This is a genomic window from Ornithinibacter aureus (assembly GCF_009858245.1).
GTDB lineage: Bacteria > Actinomycetota > Actinomycetes > Actinomycetales > Dermatophilaceae > Fodinibacter > Fodinibacter aureus.
In genome coordinates this window covers 2,152,062-2,168,383 of sequence record NZ_VMSB01000001.1, presented here as the reverse complement: position 1 = coordinate 2,168,383, position 16,322 = coordinate 2,152,062, and the positions used below count along the sequence as shown (strand labels likewise).

Sequence of the window (16,322 nt, the reverse complement as noted above, 5' to 3'; positions counted from 1 at the left end):
CCGGCGCCGCACCCCAAGTCGGTGACCTCGGAGTTGGACCTGCGCCAAGAGTCACGTTTTGGTAACGGGGCGGTTTCGGCGTGCGGGTGTGGCCGTGGGGCGCCATTGTTTCCCCTCGGGCCCTCGTCCTTGTCGGTTGGGTTGAGGGGTTGTTGTGGAGTCCTCGCGGGGTTATCACTGGTTCTTTGATGGTGCGTCGGCTCGATTGCTGGGGCGGGTGGTGGGGGTTGTTGCGGCGGCGGTGTTGGTGCCGACGATGGCGCAGGCGGCCCCGCCGCAGGTGGAGGTCGTCACTGCCGCGGTGAAGCCGAAGCCGGTGACCTCGGCCGCGGATGCGGTTTCGGCTGCAGCGTCGGCGCGGGCGCAGGGTGCCCGGGTGGAGGTTGAAGAACTGCGGGATGAGTTCTCGACGACGTGGGTGAACCCGGATGGGTCCTTCACGACGCAGGCGCACGCGGGGGTGCAGCGGTTCAAGGACGCCAAGGGTTCCTGGCGCAACGTCGACCTGAACCTGGTCGAACGATCAGACGGGACGGTCGGGGCGAAGTCACACCCGTTGGGTGTTTCCCTGGCGGGCAAGACCAAGGGCGCCGGGGGCGGGGCGAAGGGCACCGCCGGCACGGATCTGATGGTGGTGGACGAGAAGCCGGGGAAGGACAAGTCGCCCCGTCAGGTCGTGCTCGGTTGGCCGGGGAAGCTTCCGGCGCCGGTGTTGGACGGAACCCGGGCGACGTACAAGGACGCAGCCCCGGGTTTGGATGTGGTGGTGGAGTCGCGCCGGTCAGGGTTTGAGCAGCTCACCGTGATCCGCGACCAGGCCGCGCTGGACGCGCTGGTGGAGTCCGCTGGGGAGGGTGACGTGTCGTGGTCGTTGCCGGTGAAGACGAAGGGGTTGACGGCGCGGGCAGAGAAGGACGGCAGTGTGTCGTTCGTGGACGCCAAGGAGGTGGTGGTGTCGCGGTTCGCGGTGCCCGTGGCGTGGGACGGCAAGACGGATGAGAAGTCGGGGGAGAAGGTCAACATTTCCCCGGTCGGCGTGACGGTGGCGCAGAAGGGCAAGGGGCAGGCGGTGTTGACGCTCACCCCGGACCGGCAGTGGTTGACCGACCCGACCCGGCCCGGGTGTTCCCGATCACGATCGACCCGAACTACGCGACGGGTGCGAACACGTACCCGTTGTTCGACGCGTACGTGCAGCGGGGGAACACGTATGACGCGTCGGCTGAAACCCAGTTGAAGGTCGGGACCAGTGATGGTGGAGGACCGATCACGGCGCGCTCGTTCTTGAAGTTCGGGTTCACCAACTTCAAGAACCTGCAGATCAAGTCGGCGTCGTTGTCGCTGTACGAGACGCATTCGTACTCATGCACGGCGAAGCCGTTCTACGTGCACTCCACTGCGTCGATCGCGGACCCGACGGCGTTGCGGTGGTCGAACCAGCCGGGGGCGGGGACGCAGTACGGGTCGGCGACGGTGGCCAAGGGGTACTCGTCGTCGTGCGCGGATGATCGGGTGTCGGTGCCGATCACGGGCCTGGTGTCGTGGTGGGCGGATAACGCGTACACCACGGGGTGGTTGCGCCTGTCGGCGTCTGAGACCGACAACTATGGGTGGAAGAAGTTCGCGTCGTCGGAGACGAGCACGGACCCGTACATCACGTTCACGTACAACAGGAAGCCGAACGCGGCGTCGGCGCCGGTGATGAAGGCGCCGGAGTCGTATCAGTTCACGCCGGTGTCGGGTTCGACGTACTGGTTCACGTCGGCGTCGAAGCCGACGTTTACGTCGACGGCCAGCGACCCGGACCGTTGGGGTACTCGGTGACGGTGGAGGTGCATTCGTCAACGACGGCGAGTGCGGCGACGTTGGTGTCGTCGTGTGCGAGCCCACGGTCGAGCTCGCCGTACACGTACACCGCGTCGGAGACTCCCGCGTCGTGCGCGTTGGGCACGGCGTTGGCGAACAACACGTTGTATTACGCGCGTACCGCGGTGGTGGACGATCAGGGGTTGTGGAATGGGACGTGGTCGCCGTGGACGGCGTTCTACACGGCTTTCAACAACCCGCCCGCCCCTGTCATCTCGTGCCCGGCACCGTTCGCTACGGACGGGACGTGGCTGCCCAGCGCGCCGTCGTCGCCGACGGTGACGTGCACCATCACCGCTGCGGGTGTGGTGGGAGACTACGGCGCGGCGGGGTACCTCGATGTCAGTGTTGACGGTGCGCCGGTATCGCGGGTGAAGATCCCGGCCAGTACCGATCCGACCGTGGCGAAGACGACGGTAACGGTGAACGTGTCCGCTAAGGGTGCGCACGGCATCACCGCCACCGCGGTATCGCGGGCGCTCAAGACGTCCGCGCCCGTCACGTACGGCCTCGGGTGGGGTGACGCGGCGTCGTTGACGTCACCGGGCACCGGTGCGACCTCCTCCGGCAAGGTCGTCGTGGCGGCGGGTGGCCCACCCCGGGGTGGCGCCACCGCTGTCACGGCGCAGGTGCAGTGGCGTGTCGCCGGCACCACCGCCGGTGGGTGGACGAACGCGGGTAGCGCGGTGCCGGTGACGGCTCCCACGGCGTCGACGTTGGCGGCGTTCACCTCCACGTTCGACCTGCACTCGGCGGTGCGCGAGGAGGGGGCGACCGCGGATGTGCCCAAGCGCACCCCGGTGCGCCTGGATGTCCAGGTGTGTTTCACCTACGCGGGCACGGCGGTGACGCGGTGCACGTGGGAACCGTCACCCGTCACAGTCACCCGGTTGCCGCACGCGTTCGGTGACGGCTACCCGACCACGGATGCCGGGGGGGGTCAGGTCGCGCAGTACACCGGTGAGGTCGCGATCTCCGGCACGGACGTGTCCGTGCCGGGGTACACCGGCGACATCAGCATCTCCCGATCGCACACCTCCTTCGCCGGTGACGGCACTGTCGCGAACTGGCCGTCGGACTCAGTCACCGGTGTGTTCGGGCCGGTGTTCACCGCGAACCTCGACGGGTCCGATGCCGGACTGGCGGGGCTGACGGTGGTGGACAACACCGGTGTCGACGGCTCGGTCGCGTTCGTCGACGAGGAGGGTGAACCGTTGGTGTTCACCACCGGCTGCCGGGGGTATCAGATGGTCTGTGTAAGGGAGGGGGTTGCCGACCTGAAGGAGTTTGATTGTGAGCATGACCAAGGAAGCGAAGAAGGACGCTGTCGAGCCTGAGGCTCGCCGGTTGCGTCGGGAGTTGTTTACCGACGAGATGCTGGACCAGTTGATGGCTGCGACGGGTGAGCGTGGGCTGTCGCTGACCGGTGAGGGCGGGTTCTTGCCGGAGATGATCAAGGCCGTTCTCGAGCGGGGGATGGAGGCCGAGCTGACTGGCCACCTCGGGTACGACAAGGGCGACCCGGCCGGGAAGGGGTCGGGCAACTCGCGCAACGGGACCACCCCGAAGACGGTGTCCACCGAGGTTGGTGACATCGGTTTGGACCAGCCGCGGGACCGTAACTCCACGTTCGCCTCCGCGCTGGTGCCCAAGGGCGCCCGCCGCCTGGGCGGGCTCGAGGACATGATCATCAGCCTGTACGCCGGCGGGATGACGATCCGCGACATCCAGCACCACCTGGCGTCCACGCTGGGCACCGAGCTCTCGCACGAGACGATCGCCAACGTCACCGACGCGGTGCTCGAAGAGGTCAAGGCGTGGCAGGCCCGCCCGTTGGAGGCGTTCTACCCGGTGCTCTACCTCGACGCCCTCGTGGTCAAGATCCGCGACGGCGCGCACGTGACCAACCGGGCCGCGCACATCGCCGTCGGCGTCGACATGGACGGGGTCAAGCACGTCCTGGGCATCTGGGTCCAAGCCGCCGAGGGCGCGAAGTTCTGGGCGTCGGTGTGCGCCGAGCTGGCCAACCGCGGCGTCAAGGACGTGCTGATCGTGTGCTGCGACGGGCTGACCGGGCTCCCCGAGGCCATCGAGGGCACCTGGCGTGAAGCGATGGTCCAAACGTGTGTGGTGCACCTGATCCGGGCCTCGATGCGGTTCGTGTCCTACAGCGACCGCAAGGCCGTCGCCGCGATGCTGCGCCCGATCTACACCGCAGCCAACGAGGACGCCGCGCTCATGGCCCTGGCCACGTTCGCGGACTCCAAACTCGGTAAGAAGTACCCCGCCGCCGTCGCGTCGTGGGAGAACGCCTGGGACCGGTTCACCCCGTTCCTGGCGTTCGGGCCGGCCTTGCGGAAGGTCATCTACACCACGAACTCGATCGAGTCGTTGAACTACCAGCTGCGCAAGATCATCAAGAACCGCGGCCACTTCCCCAGCGACACCGCAGCGATCAAGCTGCTCTGGCTCGCGATCCGCACCATCGAGGACAAACGTGCCCGGCAACGCGCCAAGGAAGCCGGCCTGCCCAAGGGAACCCCGCGAAAGGCCCCCGGCAAACTCGTCGAAGGCTCCGTCATCCAAGGCTGGAAAGCAGCCCTCGGAGAGCTCGCCCTCGTCTACCCCGACCGCATCAACACCTACCTCTAACCCCATGTGACCCACCTCACTTACACAGACAACTTGACACCCTCACCCAGACGTTCACAATCAAACTCTGGACTCCCGAATGGATCGGTGACGACACGCCAGTGCCAACGCCCGTTCGGCGCGATCCCTGACGCGTTGGCCGCACACCGCTGCCGACGGCCGTCCGGCATCCGATCTGCGCTGCCACGATGACGGCATGGCCCTGGATGTCGAGCTGAGCGAGACGCGCGACTTTCTCGCGTGCCACGAGCCCTTCGATGCGCTCCCGCAGGGCGTGCTCGACCGGCTCCCGGGGCGGATGAGCGTGCAGTACTTCCGCCGCGGCACCCGCCTCATCGAGAAGGGGCGCGACAACCACCACCTGTACGTCCTGCGCTCGGGCGCCGCCGACGTCCACGACCCTCAAGGCACGCTCGTCGACCGCGGCGGTGAAGGGGCGTGCTTCGGCTCGATCACGCTCACCGAGGGCAACACTCGACGTTCGAGGTGACCGCCCTCGAGGACTGCCTCGCGCTCGTGCTGCCGGCCGAGGACTTCCACCGGCACCGTGCAGCTTTGGCTCTGTCTGTGCAGCCGGAGGCGCCTCAGGGCCCCATTGCTCCGATCGGCAGCACGCTGACGCCGTCGTCCCTCCGGTACGCGAAGCCCGTGGTGGTGATGACTCCCAGTGCGACGGGCGCACCGGCTTTGGCCTGGTCCACCTTCTCGGAGAATGACAGCAGTGACGCGGCGGCCTTGTCGGCGTCTTCGGGATTCATCTTCACCTCGAAGGCGCCCCACCGCCCGTCCGGCAGCGTGACCACGATGTCCACCTCGTTCTGGTTCTGGTCTCGCCAGTGGTGCACCTCGCCGCCAAGCCTCTGGGCGTACACGCGCATGTCGCGCACCGCGAGATTCTCGAAGAGGTACCCGGTCGCATTCAGATCCCTCAGCAACTGCTGGGGGCCCTGTCCAAGGGCCGCCACCGCCAATGATGGATCGATGAAGTAGCGCGTGGGCGAGGCCTGCAGCGGCGTCGCAGATCGCATGTGCGGTCCCCACGCCGACGAGTTCTCGATCAGTCGCAGTCGGTGGAGGGAATCGAGGTATCCGTCTACGGTGGCCCTCGCCACCGGCCCATCAGCCCCGCCGACATCCTTGGCCAGTGCGGTGACCCTTGCCGACGTCGCAACGTTCCGTGCGAGGGAGGTGAGCAGGCGGCGGATGTTCTGCGGATCTCGGCGACGCGTGCCTAGTTCCTGGATGTCCACGAGGACGATCTGGTTCAGGTAGTCCCGCAGCCAACGACCAGCCTCCGTTGCGGTGGCGTCCAGGAGGGCCGGCCAGCCACCGATGCAGATGCGGTCGATGATGTCGGGCAAGGAGGGGCCAGAATCGCGACCAGCAACGCGGCCCCCGTCCATCAGTGAGGCCAACGAGGCCGTACCCGATGAGTGGCCGGACTCCCAGAGCGACATGGGCCGCATCTGGACAACGGCGATCCGACCCGCGCCAGAATGCCGGTTGACGTCGTCGCGCGGTGTGGCGGAGCCCGTCATGATGAACAGCCCCTTCTCGGGTGATCGGTCGTCCACGGCTCGCCGCACGTGATCCCAGAGGGCCGGAGCACGCTGCCACTCGTCCAGCAACACCGGACCTGGACTGTCCAGCAGCACATCTGGGGCGTAGGTGGCAGTGTTGCGGGCCGCTTGGTCAACATCGAGCCGGTGCATCGTCGCGGCCACCTGAGTGGCAGTCGCGGTCTTACCGCATGCCTTGGGGCCTTCGATGAGCACTGCGCCGATGGACGTCAGCCGCTCCCGAAGCTCAAGGTCAACCACTCGCCTGCGGTAACCAGCCGTTTCCGTCATCGAGTGCACCCTTCTGCTTCCATTCTCCATCCCTCTAACTTTGCATAAATCGTAACCTAAATCTTGCATATTTCATAACTTTGACATGGCGGAACCCGCAATGTCAAAGTCGAGTCGTCTCGGCGGCCGTGGATCTGGGAGAGCCCTTCGTGGTGTCTGGGGACTGCTGGGCGGAGGTGACCGCACGCTGGTGTCGCAGGCCGCTCGGCGCGTTCCCCCGCGCGTTGGTCGCAGAGCGGAACCGGAGGGCGCCCGGCATCCGAGGTGCGCTGCCACGATGACGACATGGCCCTCGATGTCGAGCTGACCGAGACGCGCGACTTCCTCGCGCGTCACGAGCCCTTCGACGCTCTCCCGCAGAGCGTCCTCGACCGCCTCCCGGCACGGATGACGGTGCAGTACTTCCGCCGCGGCAGCCGCCTCATCGAGAAGGGCCGCGACAACCACCACCTGTACATCGTGCGCTCGGGCGCCGCCGACGTGCACGACCCGCAGGGCACCCTGGTCGACCGGGGCGGCGAGGGCGCCTGCTTCGGCTCGATCACCCTCACCCAAGGCAACCCGTCGACCTTCGACGTCACGGCCCGGGAGGACACTCTCGCGCTCGTCCTGCCCGCTGACGACTTCCACCGCCTGTGCGCCGACCAGCCCGAGTTCGACGCCTTCTTCGACGCCCAGCGCGCGAGCCGGATGAGCGGCGCGGTCGCCTCGGTGCAGCTGTCGAGCACCGGCGGGGCCATCCTCAAGACCACCGTGCGTGACCTCATCGCGCGCGAGGCGATCGGCGTCGATGCCCGCGTCAGCGTCCGCGACGCGGCGCGCCTGATGTCCACCGAGCGGGTGTCCGCCCTGCTCGTGACCCGCGACGGGCGCCTGGCCGGCATCCTCACCGACCGTGACCTGCGCACCCGCGTGCTCGCCGTCGACGTCGACCCCGCCACCCCCGTCGCCGACGTCATGACCGCCGACCCCGTCACCGGCTCCGCCGACGCCCTCGCCTTCGAGGTGCTCCTGGAAATGGTCGGCCGGCACATCCACCACCTGCCGATCCTCGACGCCCACGACCAGCCCGTCGGGCTCGTCACGACGACCGACCTGCTGCGCCTCGAACAGTCCAACCCCGTGTACCTGGCGGGCGACATCGCCAAGCAGGCCGACGTCGCGGGGGTCGCCCGGGCCGCGAGCCGGCTGCCGCAGGTGGTGCTCTCGCTCGTCGAGCAGGACGCCTCGGCCGACGACATCGGCCGCGTGGTCACGGCGGTCGGGGATGCCGTGGAGCGTCGCCTTCTCGCCCTGGCCGAGGCCGAGCTCGGCCCGCCACCCGTGCCGTACTGCTGGGTGTCGCTCGGCTCGCGGGCACGCCTCGAGCAGGCGCTGGCCGCCGACCAGGACACGGCGATGATCATCGACGACGCCATGCTCCCCGAGCACGAGCCGTGGTTCGCGGCGCTGGCAGAGCGGGTGACCGCCGACCTCGCCGCCTGCGGCTACCCCCGGTGCACCGGCGACGTCATGGCCACCAACCCGCGCTGGCGCCAACCGCTTGCGTCATGGCGTCGGCAGTTCACGTCCTGGCTCACCGAACCGGTGCCCGACGCCATCCTCGGCGCGAGCATCTTCTTCGACATGCGCCCCGTGCACGGTGACGCGACGCTCGAGGCCAGGCTCCAGCGTCACGTGCTCACGGCATCCCCCGACGCGAAGGTCTTCCTGGCGCACCTCGCGAAGCAGGCCACCGCCAACGAGCCGCCCCTGGGGTTCTTCCGCGGGTTCGTGCTCGAGAAGGCGGGCAGCCACGAGAACACCCTCGACATCAAGCGCGGCGGCATCGGCGCGGTGGTCGAGCTGGCCCGGGTGCACGCCCTGTCACTCGGCAGTCCGGCGGTCAACACCCGGGCCCGGCTGGACGCGGCACACGCGGCCGGGGTCCTGGGCGACGACCGGGCCGCTGACCTGCGGGACGCGTTCGAGTTCATCTCGTACGTCCGCCTGCGTCACCAGGCCGCCCAGGTGCGGGCGGGGCTGCCGCCGGACAACCACGTCGCCCCCGATGACCTCTCGAGCTTCGACAAGCGCCACCTGCGCGAGGCGTTCGCCATCGTCCGGGCGGCGCAAACCGCTCTGGCACATCGGTACCCGACCCACTACATCTCGTGAGCCTCTTCCGGCGCACCCCCGACGAACGGCGCCAGCGGGCGCTGCGCTCGGCCGCGCCGGGGCCGCTTCGCGACTACCTCGGCGTGCCGTTCCCGGCGCCGTCGGTGCCGCTGGACGAGCTGCCGCTGCTCGCGGTCGACATCGAGACCACCGGTCTCGACCCACGCGTCGACCGCGTGCTGTCGATCGGGTGGGTGCCCGTCGACGGAGGGTCGGTGGTGCTCGGCGGCGCCGGGCGGGTCGTCGTGCGCGACCAGGTGGGCGTGGCCGGGGGAGCCGGGGTGGGGTCCAGTGCGACCATCCACGGCCTCACCGACGACGCCCTCGCGGGCGGGGAGGCGATGGCGGATGCCGTGGCGCGCCTTCTCGGCGCCCTCACCGGTCGGGTGCTGTTGGCACACTTCGCGCGGATCGAGACGACCTTCCTCTCGGGGGCGTGCGAGCGGCTCTGGGGCGCGCCGCTGCCCTGCGTCGTCGTCGACACCCTGGACCTCGAGCACCGGGTCGTCACGGGCCGGGGGCAGAGGGACCCCGAGCCGGGGGCGCTGCGGTTGTGGTCGGCGCGGGAGCGGCACGGGCTGCCCGTGTACCCCGCGCACGAGGCGCTGGTCGACGCCCTGGCCTGCGCCGAGCTCTACCTCGCGCAGCGCGCCGAGCTCCGGGCGGCTCGTCCGGAAACGACGCTGACCCTCCGCCAGGTCATGGCCTGAGGGTCAGGTGATGGTGCTGCGCAGGCTGGGGTGCAGCCGGTGCGCGGGGTGAGCTGCCGGGGGGCGGCTCAGAACATGCGAGGGCTGCGGCTCTGCGCGAGCAGGTAGAGCTCCTGGGACTCGCGAACGAGGTCGCGGTCGACGTGCTCGGTCCAGCCGCGGCCGTGGTGACGGCTCGTGCGGAGGGCGGAAGCGAGGGAGCGGGCCTTGTCGAGGGAGAAGAATGCGGCGTTCATGTCGTCCATGATGCATCGTTAAACCATTCAGCGCAACGCGACTTTACTTACCAGTAATGAAGTATCGCTTAAGATTGCTTCATGCTTGATCCCCACCGCCTCAGGGTCTTTCGTTCCGTCGTCGCGAGTGGCTCGGTCCAGGCCGCGGCCGACAACCTCGGGCTGACGTCGTCGGCGGTCAGCCAGCACGTCGCGGCGCTCCAGCGCGAGACCGGCCTGACCCTGTTCCACCGGGCCGGGCGCGGCATCGTGCCGACCGAGGCGGCGCTGGCCCTCGTCGAGCGCACCGATGAGGTGATGAGTCGGTGGGGCGAGCTCGACCAGGCCGTTGCCGACCTGCGCGAGGGACGCTCGGGTCGCCTCGCGATCGGCTACTTCGCCTCGGCGGGGGCGGCGTGGATGCCGGCGCTCGTCAAGCGGCTGACCCACGAGTACCCCGACCTCGTCCTCGAACTGGTGCTGACCGAGGCCGAGGCGCGGGGGTCGAGCACCGGGCGCGGCCCCGACATCGACCTCGTCATCGACCCTCCGGACACCCCGGTGCGATCGGGGTACCGGCGCATCGATCTGACGACGGACCCGTTCGTCGTCATCGTGCCCGCGGGCCACCCGCTCATCGGTCAGGGCCCGGTGTCGCTGTCGGACCTGCGCCGCGAGACCTGGGTGAGCAACGACTACCCGCGCTCGATCGGGCACCGCATGGTCGTGGCGCACTGCAACGCCGTGGGCTTCCGGCCCCGCTTCACCGTCCAGGCGCAGGACCACTACACCGCCATCCGGTTCGTCGAGGCCGGCATCGGGGTGTCGGTGCTGCCGGGGCTCGCGGCGCGAGACCTCCCGGCATCCGTGGTGCGCATTCCTCTGGCCCCGCCGGCACCGGTGCGGCACCTGGCGGCGCTCGTGCGTGATGACGGCACCCCCGACGAGGCGGCCGATCGGGCGGTGGCCCTGCTGACCGACCTCATCCACCACCCGAGATCCCACCTGCGCTGACCCCACACCCCGCTCAGGTGGTGGTGGGCACGGGGGTGGGGGGTGCGGGGGTGACGCTGCCCAGGGCGCCGGAGTCGAGGCGCTCGGCCAGGCGAACTCCCTCGACGTCGAGGTCGGGCAGGATCCGGTCGAGCCACCGCGGCAGGTACCAGGCCCGGTCGCCGAGCAGGTGCATGAGAGCCGGGGTGAGCGTCATCCGCACCAGCACGGCATCCAGCAGAACACCGACCGCCAACGCGAACCCGATGGGCCGCACCATCGCCAGGTGCGAGAACGCGAACCCGAGGAAGACCGAGGTCATGATGATCGCCGCGGCCGTCACGACCTTGGCGCCGTGAACGAAGCCGGTGCGCACCGCGGTGCGTGAGTCCTGGCCGTGGGAGCGGGCCTCGTGCATGCCGGAGACGAGGAACATCTGGTAGTCCATCGCCAGCCCGAACAGCACGCCGATGATGATGATCGGCATCACCGACAGCAGCGGCCCCGCCTGGTGCACACCGAACGCAGCACCGAGCCACCCCCACTGGTGAACCGCGACGGTGGCGCCGAAGGCCGCGGCGATCGACAGCAGGAAGCCTCCGGTGGCGATGAGCGGCACGACGAGCGAGCGGAAGACGAGCAGCAGGATGAGCACCGACAGCCCCACGACGACGGCGAGGTAGGCCGGCAGTGCCGCGGCGAGTCGCTCCGAGACCTCGATGTTCGCCACGGTCTGGCCGGTCAGGCCGAGCTTGATGTTCTCGCGCCGCTCGAGCTGGGATGCCGTGAACTCCACGCGGTGGAACGTCTCGGCGGTCGCGGGGTCCGCGGGCCCGGTGGTCGGCACGACCTGGAAGGCCAGGGTCGCCTGGTCGGGGCTGACCCCGAACGGCACGACGCTGCGCACGCCGTCGATGACCTTCAGGCGGGTGGCGATCATCGCCTGCACGTTGGCCAGCGACGCCTCGTCGGTCGGTCGCAGCTCCTCGGGCAGGGTGGTCACCGCGACGATCGGGCCGTTGATGCCGGGGCCGAACTGCTCTCCGACGGTGGTGTAGGCGGTGTGGGCCGTGGTGCCGGTGGGTTCGCGACCGCCATCGGGCAGGCCGAGCTGGATCGAGCCGACCGGGATGGCCAGCACCCCGAGCACCCCCACGACGGCGAGCACCGTGAGCCACGGGCGCAGCGTCACGAGACGCACGAACCAGCCGCCGTGCTCCTCGTCGGTTCCGTCGTCGGGCGTCGTGCGAGAGGTCGGGTCGCCGGGAGTGGCGAACCCGGCGGCGCGCCAGCCGCGCCTGGAGATGACCCGCGTGCCCATGAGTCGCAGCAGGGCCGGTGACACCGTCACCGCGACGAGCACGGTGACGGCCACGGTGAAGGCAGCGACGAGGCCCATCTCGGCGAGGATCGGCAGGCCGGACAGCACGAGGGCGGTCAGGGCGATGACGACGGTCAGCCCGGCGAAGACCACCGCACTGCCCGCCGTGCCGACGGCGCGCGAGATCGACTCGACGAGGTCCTGCCCGTGCAGCAGGGACGTGCGGTGCCGGGTGACGATGAACAGCGCGTAGTCGATGCCGACCGCGAGGCCGAGCATCAGGGCCAGGGCAGGGGTCATCTGGTTGAGCTCGGTCACCGCCGTGAAGGCGATGGCGCCGCCGAGGCCGACGCCGACGCCGAGCAGCGCGACGAGCAGCGGGAGGCCGGCGGCGACGAGGCTGCCGAGCACGGCCACGAGCACGAGGAGGGCGACGGTGAGGCCGATGATCTCGCCGGCTCCGACGAGGGCGGTGTCCTGGGTGATCTCGACGCTGTAGTCGGCGTTGACGCCGGCGGCAGCCAGGGCGGCCTTGGCCGAGTCGGGGATCATCGCCCGGTTCTCCACCGGAACGCTCTGCGCGTCGGTGTCGAACTGCACCTGCGCCACGGCATACCGCCCGTCCTGGCTGACCAGGCGGGTGCCGTCGGTGGCCCGGCTGATCGCGACGCCGTCCTCGTAGGCCGCGCGGCCGGCAGCCAGCTCGGCGATGCCCTTGTCGAGGTCGGCCCGCCCCTTCTCGAGCTCTGCACGGCCCTGGGCCAGCTGGGCGCGCAGCCCGGGAATGCTCGGGTCCTGCGGGTTGGTCTCCTCGAGCTGCTCCAGCACCGCCTCGCCGGCAGCCAGCTGCCCCTCACCCTCGGTGAGCTCGGCCTGCCCCTGCTCGATGCCCTTCTGGCCGGCGTCGAGCTGCTTCTTCGCGTCGGCGAGCTGGGCCTGGCCGGCATCGAGCTGGTCCTGCGCCTCGAACGGGTTGATGACCCGGCTGACGTTCGGCACCTGACCCCACGCCGCGAAGACGTCCTCGACGGCGGCCCGCTGGGCAGGGGTGAAGGCGGTGTCCGAGCTCAGCACGACCGTGCCGAACCCGCCGGCAGCTTCCGGGATCTCCTCGCCGAGCTGCTGGCGGACCTTCTCGAAGTTGGCGCCGGGGATGGTGAACCCGTTTCCCAGCGGCTGGCTGATCGTGGCCGCCAGGGCCCCGGCCCCCACGAGGACGACGAGCCAGAGGACGAGGACGCGCCGGGCGTGGGTGGCGCACCAGCGGCCGAGTCGGTACAGGGCGGTTGACATCAGTGGTCCTCGCGGGTGGGTGACACGGTGGTCGTGGTGGGTGACACAGCGGGCAGGGTGGCCGGGTCGAGCCCGGTGCGAAGGTGGGTGAGGGCTCGGGCCACCGCGGCGGACAACTCGCCCTCGGGGGCCTTGGCCCAGACACGGAAGGCGGCCTCGGCGGCGCCGAGCATCGTGGCGGCGTAGGTGGCCACGAGCAGGGCGTCGGTGCCCGGGGGCAGGCGGCGGCGCAGCCAGTCCTCGAGCCAGTCCAGCCAGGTGTGGGCCTCGACGAGGATCAGCCCGCGGGCGTGGGGCGACGACTCACCCGCGGCCGAGAGCACGCCGATCCGCTGGAGCAGCTCGACGTCACCGGGGTCGGTGATGACGGCCACGGCGCTGTCGAGCACGTCCTCGTCGGCGGGGCGGGCGTCGAGTCGCTCGCCGACGGAGTCGAAGAAGGCGGCGACGCTCGCCGTGAACACTGACTCGACCGAGGGGTAGTAGTTGAAGAACGTGCGGCGGGAGACCCCGGCACGGTCGGCCACGGCATCCGCCGTCACCGCGTCGAACCCGACGTCGCGCACGACGGCGTACGCCGCCTCGGCGAGGTCGCGCGCGGTGCGCTCGCGCTTGCTCGCCCGCAGGCCGGAGCCGTGAGGTGAGGTGGTGGTCGGGGAGGGCACGGGCTCACGGTAGGTGGAACATGCACGGGTGTGCAAAACGCTCGACACGGCCGGCTCGCGCTGCGACCGCACACACCACTGCGACCGGCTGCCGCGGCCGCGCGGCCCGTGAGAGCCTGAGCCCATGGCCGAGCAGCACACCCCCGCCACCTCGAGTGCCGCTCAGGAAGCCCTGGTGCGCCGCATCCGCGATTCCGTCATCGGCGAGGACCACGTGATGACGACCCCCTACGGGCGGCGACGCGTCACCTACGCCGACTACACGGCATCCGGGCGTGCCCTGACCTTCATCGAGGACTTCATCCGCGACGAGGTGCTGCCGGGCTACGCCAACACGCACACCGAGTCCAGCGGCACCGGGTTGCAGACGACTCGCCTTCGCGAGGACGCGCGGCGGATCATCGCGGATGCCGTTCACGGCGACGACGACACGGTGGTCGTCTTCGCGGGGTCGGGGTGCACGGGGGCCATCGACAAGCTCATCGGGGTGCTGGGGCTGCGCATCCCGTCGGCGCTGGAGGACCGTTGGCACCTGAGCGAGGCGATCCCGCGCGACCAGCGGCCGGTCGTGTTCATCGGCCCGTACGAGCACCACTCCAACGAGATCCCGTGGCGCGAGTCGATCGCCGACGTCGTCACCATCGCCGAGGACGCCGACGGCGGGGTGTGCCAGGACGACCTGCGCGCCCGGCTGCTCGAGTTCGCCGACCGGCCGCTGAAGATCGGGTCGTTCAGCGCGGCATCGAACGTCACCGGCATCGTCTCGCACACGCACGGGGTGTCGGCGCTGCTGCACGAGCACGGGGCCCTGGCCTTCTGGGACTTCGCGGCGGCCGCGCCCTACGTCGACATCGAGATGACCGCGCCGGTCGGTGGCGACCCGGCCGCCTACAAGGACGCGATCTTCCTGTCGCCGCACAAGTTCATCGGAGGGCCGTCGACCCCCGGGGTGCTCATCGCCCGGCGCGAGCTGTTCGACAACCGCGTGCCGGTCGTGCCCGGCGGCGGCACGGTCGCCTACGTCAACCCCGAGGACCACGCGTTCGTCACCGACGCCGCGCACCGCGAGGAAGGTGGCACCCCGGCGATCATCGAGTCGGTGCGGGCCGGGCTGGTGTTCCAGCTCAAGGAGGCGGTCGGGGTCGAGACGATCCGCGCCCACGAGGAGCGGCTGCTCTCGCGTGCCGTCGAGGCCTGGCGGGCCGAGCCGGCGATCGAGATCCTGGGCAACCTCGACGCGCCTCGGCTGTCGATCGTCTCGTTCGTCGTGCGGGCGCCGTCGGGCCACTGGCTGCACCACAACTTCGTCGTCGCCCTGCTCAACGACCTGTTCGGCGTGCAGGCCCGCGGTGGCTGCTCGTGCGCCGGCCCGTACGGGCACCGGCTGCTCGGCATCGACATCGAGCGCTCGCACGAGTTCGAGCGCGAGATCACCGGCGGCTGCGAGGGCATCAAGCCCGGCTGGGTGCGGGTGAACTTCAACTACTTCATCTCCGACACGGTCGCGGACTACGTCGTGGATGCCGTGCGACTCGTCGCGCGCGACGGCTGGCGGTTGCTGGGCGACTACGTCTTCGACCCGGAGACCGGGCGGTGGCGGCACCGCGACGGGGTCGTGGAGCCGCCGATCCGGCTGGGGGCGATCTCGTACGGTTCGGACGGGGAGATGGTGGTGCCGCACGCCGATGCCCGTGGTGGTGAGGAGCTGTTGGCGCAGCACCTGGCTGACGGGGCGGCGATCCTGGCGGCGGCGACCCCGCCCGACCTGGCGTCGCACGCGTCGGGGTTGTCCGACGACTTCGAGCACCTGCTGTGGTTCGACCTGCCGACGGGCGCGCTCGGTATATGAGCGGGGTTCCCGAGGGGTTGCCGGTCGGCGAGGTCGTGCCCGGCTGGCAGGGCCGTGACCGGCCTCCCGGCTCGGTGCTGCCGGGGCGCACGTGTGTGCTCGAGCCGCTGTCGATCGCTCACGTGGGCGACCTGGTCCAGGCCTGGGCGGGCACCGACGACGCGCACTGGACGTACCTGCCGATGCCGCGCCCGCAGACCCCGGATGCCGTGGCGCACCTCGTCGACTCCATGGTCGCCGACCCCACGACGGTGGCCTACTGCGTGCTCGTCGACGGGCTGGCTGCCGGGGTGCTGTCGTTGATGCGCATCGACCCAGCCAACGGGGTGGTGGAGATCGGGGCGGTCATCCTCGGCACGTCGCTCGTGCGGACCGTGGCGTCGACCGAGGCGCAGCGACTGCTCATGGGGCACGTGTTCGACGACCTCGGCTACCGCCGCCTGGAGTGGAAGTGCGATGCGCTCAACGCCCCGTCGCGGCGGGCCGCGCTGCGCCTGGGCTACACCTTCGAGGGAGTCTTCCGCCAGGCCCTCGTCGTCAAGGGGCGCAACCGGGACACGGCGTGGTTCTCGGTGATCGACGGCGAGTGGCCGGCGGTGCGCGAGCGGCTCGACGCGTGGCTGGACCCGGCGAACTTCGACGCGGCCGGGCGCCAGCGCAGCCGCCTCAGCGGCTGAGACACGCAGCACCCCCTCCCAACCCTCCCCGACTTCGTGCGACTTCCGTGCGCTTGCCGAGGGCAAAATCCGTG

15 protein-coding genes are annotated in these 16,322 nt (G+C 70.1%); 10 read left to right on the top strand and 5 right to left on the bottom strand.

What is annotated here, in order from left to right; translation table 11 throughout:
• Window positions 1-154 precede the first annotated feature (154 nt).
• Window positions 155-1,237: a hypothetical protein gene (locus C8E84_RS10325; RefSeq protein ID WP_159901890.1), complete on the top strand. Its 1,083-nt coding sequence runs from the start codon at window positions 155-157 to the stop codon at window positions 1,235-1,237.
• Window positions 1,234-1,824 (top strand): DNRLRE domain-containing protein, encoded by a 591-nt coding sequence (locus C8E84_RS10320; protein ID WP_246196881.1) that lies wholly within the window; start codon window positions 1,234-1,236, stop codon window positions 1,822-1,824. The genes C8E84_RS10325 and C8E84_RS10320 overlap by 4 nt, the downstream gene beginning before the upstream one ends.
• Here the strand turns inward: C8E84_RS10320 and C8E84_RS10315 are convergent.
• The gene (locus C8E84_RS10315) at window positions 1,781-1,969 is read right to left on the bottom strand and encodes a hypothetical protein (RefSeq protein WP_159901886.1); all 189 of its coding nucleotides are present in this window, start codon (window positions 1,967-1,969) and stop codon (window positions 1,781-1,783) included. The two genes, C8E84_RS10320 and C8E84_RS10315, sit on opposite strands and share 44 nt — an antisense overlap.
• Before the next feature lie 319 nt (window positions 1,970-2,288).
• On the opposite strand from C8E84_RS10315, the gene C8E84_RS10310 reads away from it, so the two are divergent.
• The 3 genes from C8E84_RS10310 to C8E84_RS10300 all read left to right on the top strand — a co-directional run bounded on the left by C8E84_RS10310 (window position 2,289) and on the right by C8E84_RS10300 (window position 5,008).
• On the top strand, window positions 2,289-3,203 hold the full coding sequence (locus tag C8E84_RS10310; protein WP_159901885.1) for a hypothetical protein: 915 nt from the start codon (window positions 2,289-2,291) through the stop codon (window positions 3,201-3,203).
• A 37-nt stretch (window positions 3,204-3,240) separates the two neighbouring features.
• Window positions 3,241-4,518, top strand: a complete 1,278-nt coding sequence (locus tag C8E84_RS10305; RefSeq protein WP_246197067.1) for an IS256 family transposase — start codon at window positions 3,241-3,243, stop codon at window positions 4,516-4,518.
• Window positions 4,519-4,714: 196 nt separating this feature from the next.
• On the top strand, window positions 4,715-5,008 hold the full coding sequence (locus C8E84_RS10300; protein ID WP_159901881.1) for a cyclic nucleotide-binding domain-containing protein: 294 nt from the start codon (window positions 4,715-4,717) through the stop codon (window positions 5,006-5,008).
• 94 nt (window positions 5,009-5,102) lie between these two features.
• Here C8E84_RS10300 and C8E84_RS10295 read toward each other — a convergent pair whose 3' ends face one another.
• Window positions 5,103-6,368, bottom strand: a complete 1,266-nt coding sequence (locus C8E84_RS10295; protein WP_159901879.1) for an ATP-binding protein — start codon at window positions 6,366-6,368, stop codon at window positions 5,103-5,105.
• A gap of 285 nt (window positions 6,369-6,653) precedes the next feature.
• Here C8E84_RS10295 and C8E84_RS10290 point away from each other — a divergent pair, with 285 nt between their 5' ends.
• Together C8E84_RS10290 and C8E84_RS10285 are read left to right on the top strand one after the other, a co-directional pair.
• A complete protein-coding gene (locus C8E84_RS10290) occupies window positions 6,654-8,525 on the top strand; it encodes a DUF294 nucleotidyltransferase-like domain-containing protein (RefSeq protein ID WP_159901877.1) in 1,872 nt (623 codons plus the stop codon).
• Entirely contained in the window at window positions 8,522-9,235 is a 714-nt protein-coding gene (locus C8E84_RS10285) for an exonuclease domain-containing protein (protein WP_159901866.1), read from the top strand. The genes C8E84_RS10290 and C8E84_RS10285 overlap by 4 nt, the downstream gene beginning before the upstream one ends.
• 68 nt (window positions 9,236-9,303) lie before the next feature.
• Here the strand turns inward: C8E84_RS10285 and C8E84_RS10280 are convergent, their stop codons facing one another.
• On the bottom strand, window positions 9,304-9,471 hold the full coding sequence (locus C8E84_RS10280) for a hypothetical protein (RefSeq protein ID WP_159901864.1): 168 nt from the start codon (window positions 9,469-9,471) through the stop codon (window positions 9,304-9,306).
• An 81-nt stretch (window positions 9,472-9,552) separates the two neighbouring features.
• On the opposite strand from C8E84_RS10280, the gene C8E84_RS10275 reads away from it, so the two are divergent.
• Window positions 9,553-10,464, top strand: a complete 912-nt coding sequence (locus tag C8E84_RS10275; protein WP_159901862.1) for a LysR family transcriptional regulator — start codon at window positions 9,553-9,555, stop codon at window positions 10,462-10,464.
• Window positions 10,465-10,477: 13 nt separating this feature from the next.
• Here C8E84_RS10275 and C8E84_RS10270 read toward each other — a convergent pair whose 3' ends face one another.
• The gene (locus C8E84_RS10270; RefSeq protein WP_159901860.1) at window positions 10,478-13,057 is read right to left on the bottom strand and encodes an MMPL family transporter; all 2,580 of its coding nucleotides are present in this window, start codon (window positions 13,055-13,057) and stop codon (window positions 10,478-10,480) included.
• Entirely contained in the window at window positions 13,057-13,722 is a 666-nt protein-coding gene (locus C8E84_RS10265) for a TetR family transcriptional regulator (RefSeq protein WP_159901858.1), read from the bottom strand. Before C8E84_RS10265 ends, C8E84_RS10270 begins: the two co-directional genes overlap by 1 nt.
• Window positions 13,723-13,846: 124 nt before the next feature.
• On the opposite strand from C8E84_RS10265, the gene C8E84_RS10260 reads away from it, so the two are divergent.
• A complete protein-coding gene (locus C8E84_RS10260; RefSeq protein ID WP_159901856.1) occupies window positions 13,847-15,571 on the top strand; it encodes an aminotransferase class V-fold PLP-dependent enzyme in 1,725 nt (574 codons plus the stop codon).
• On the top strand, window positions 15,568-16,248 hold the full coding sequence (locus tag C8E84_RS10255; RefSeq protein WP_159901854.1) for a GNAT family N-acetyltransferase: 681 nt from the start codon (window positions 15,568-15,570) through the stop codon (window positions 16,246-16,248). Before C8E84_RS10260 ends, C8E84_RS10255 begins: the two co-directional genes overlap by 4 nt.
• Window positions 16,249-16,322: the final 74 nt, after the last annotated feature.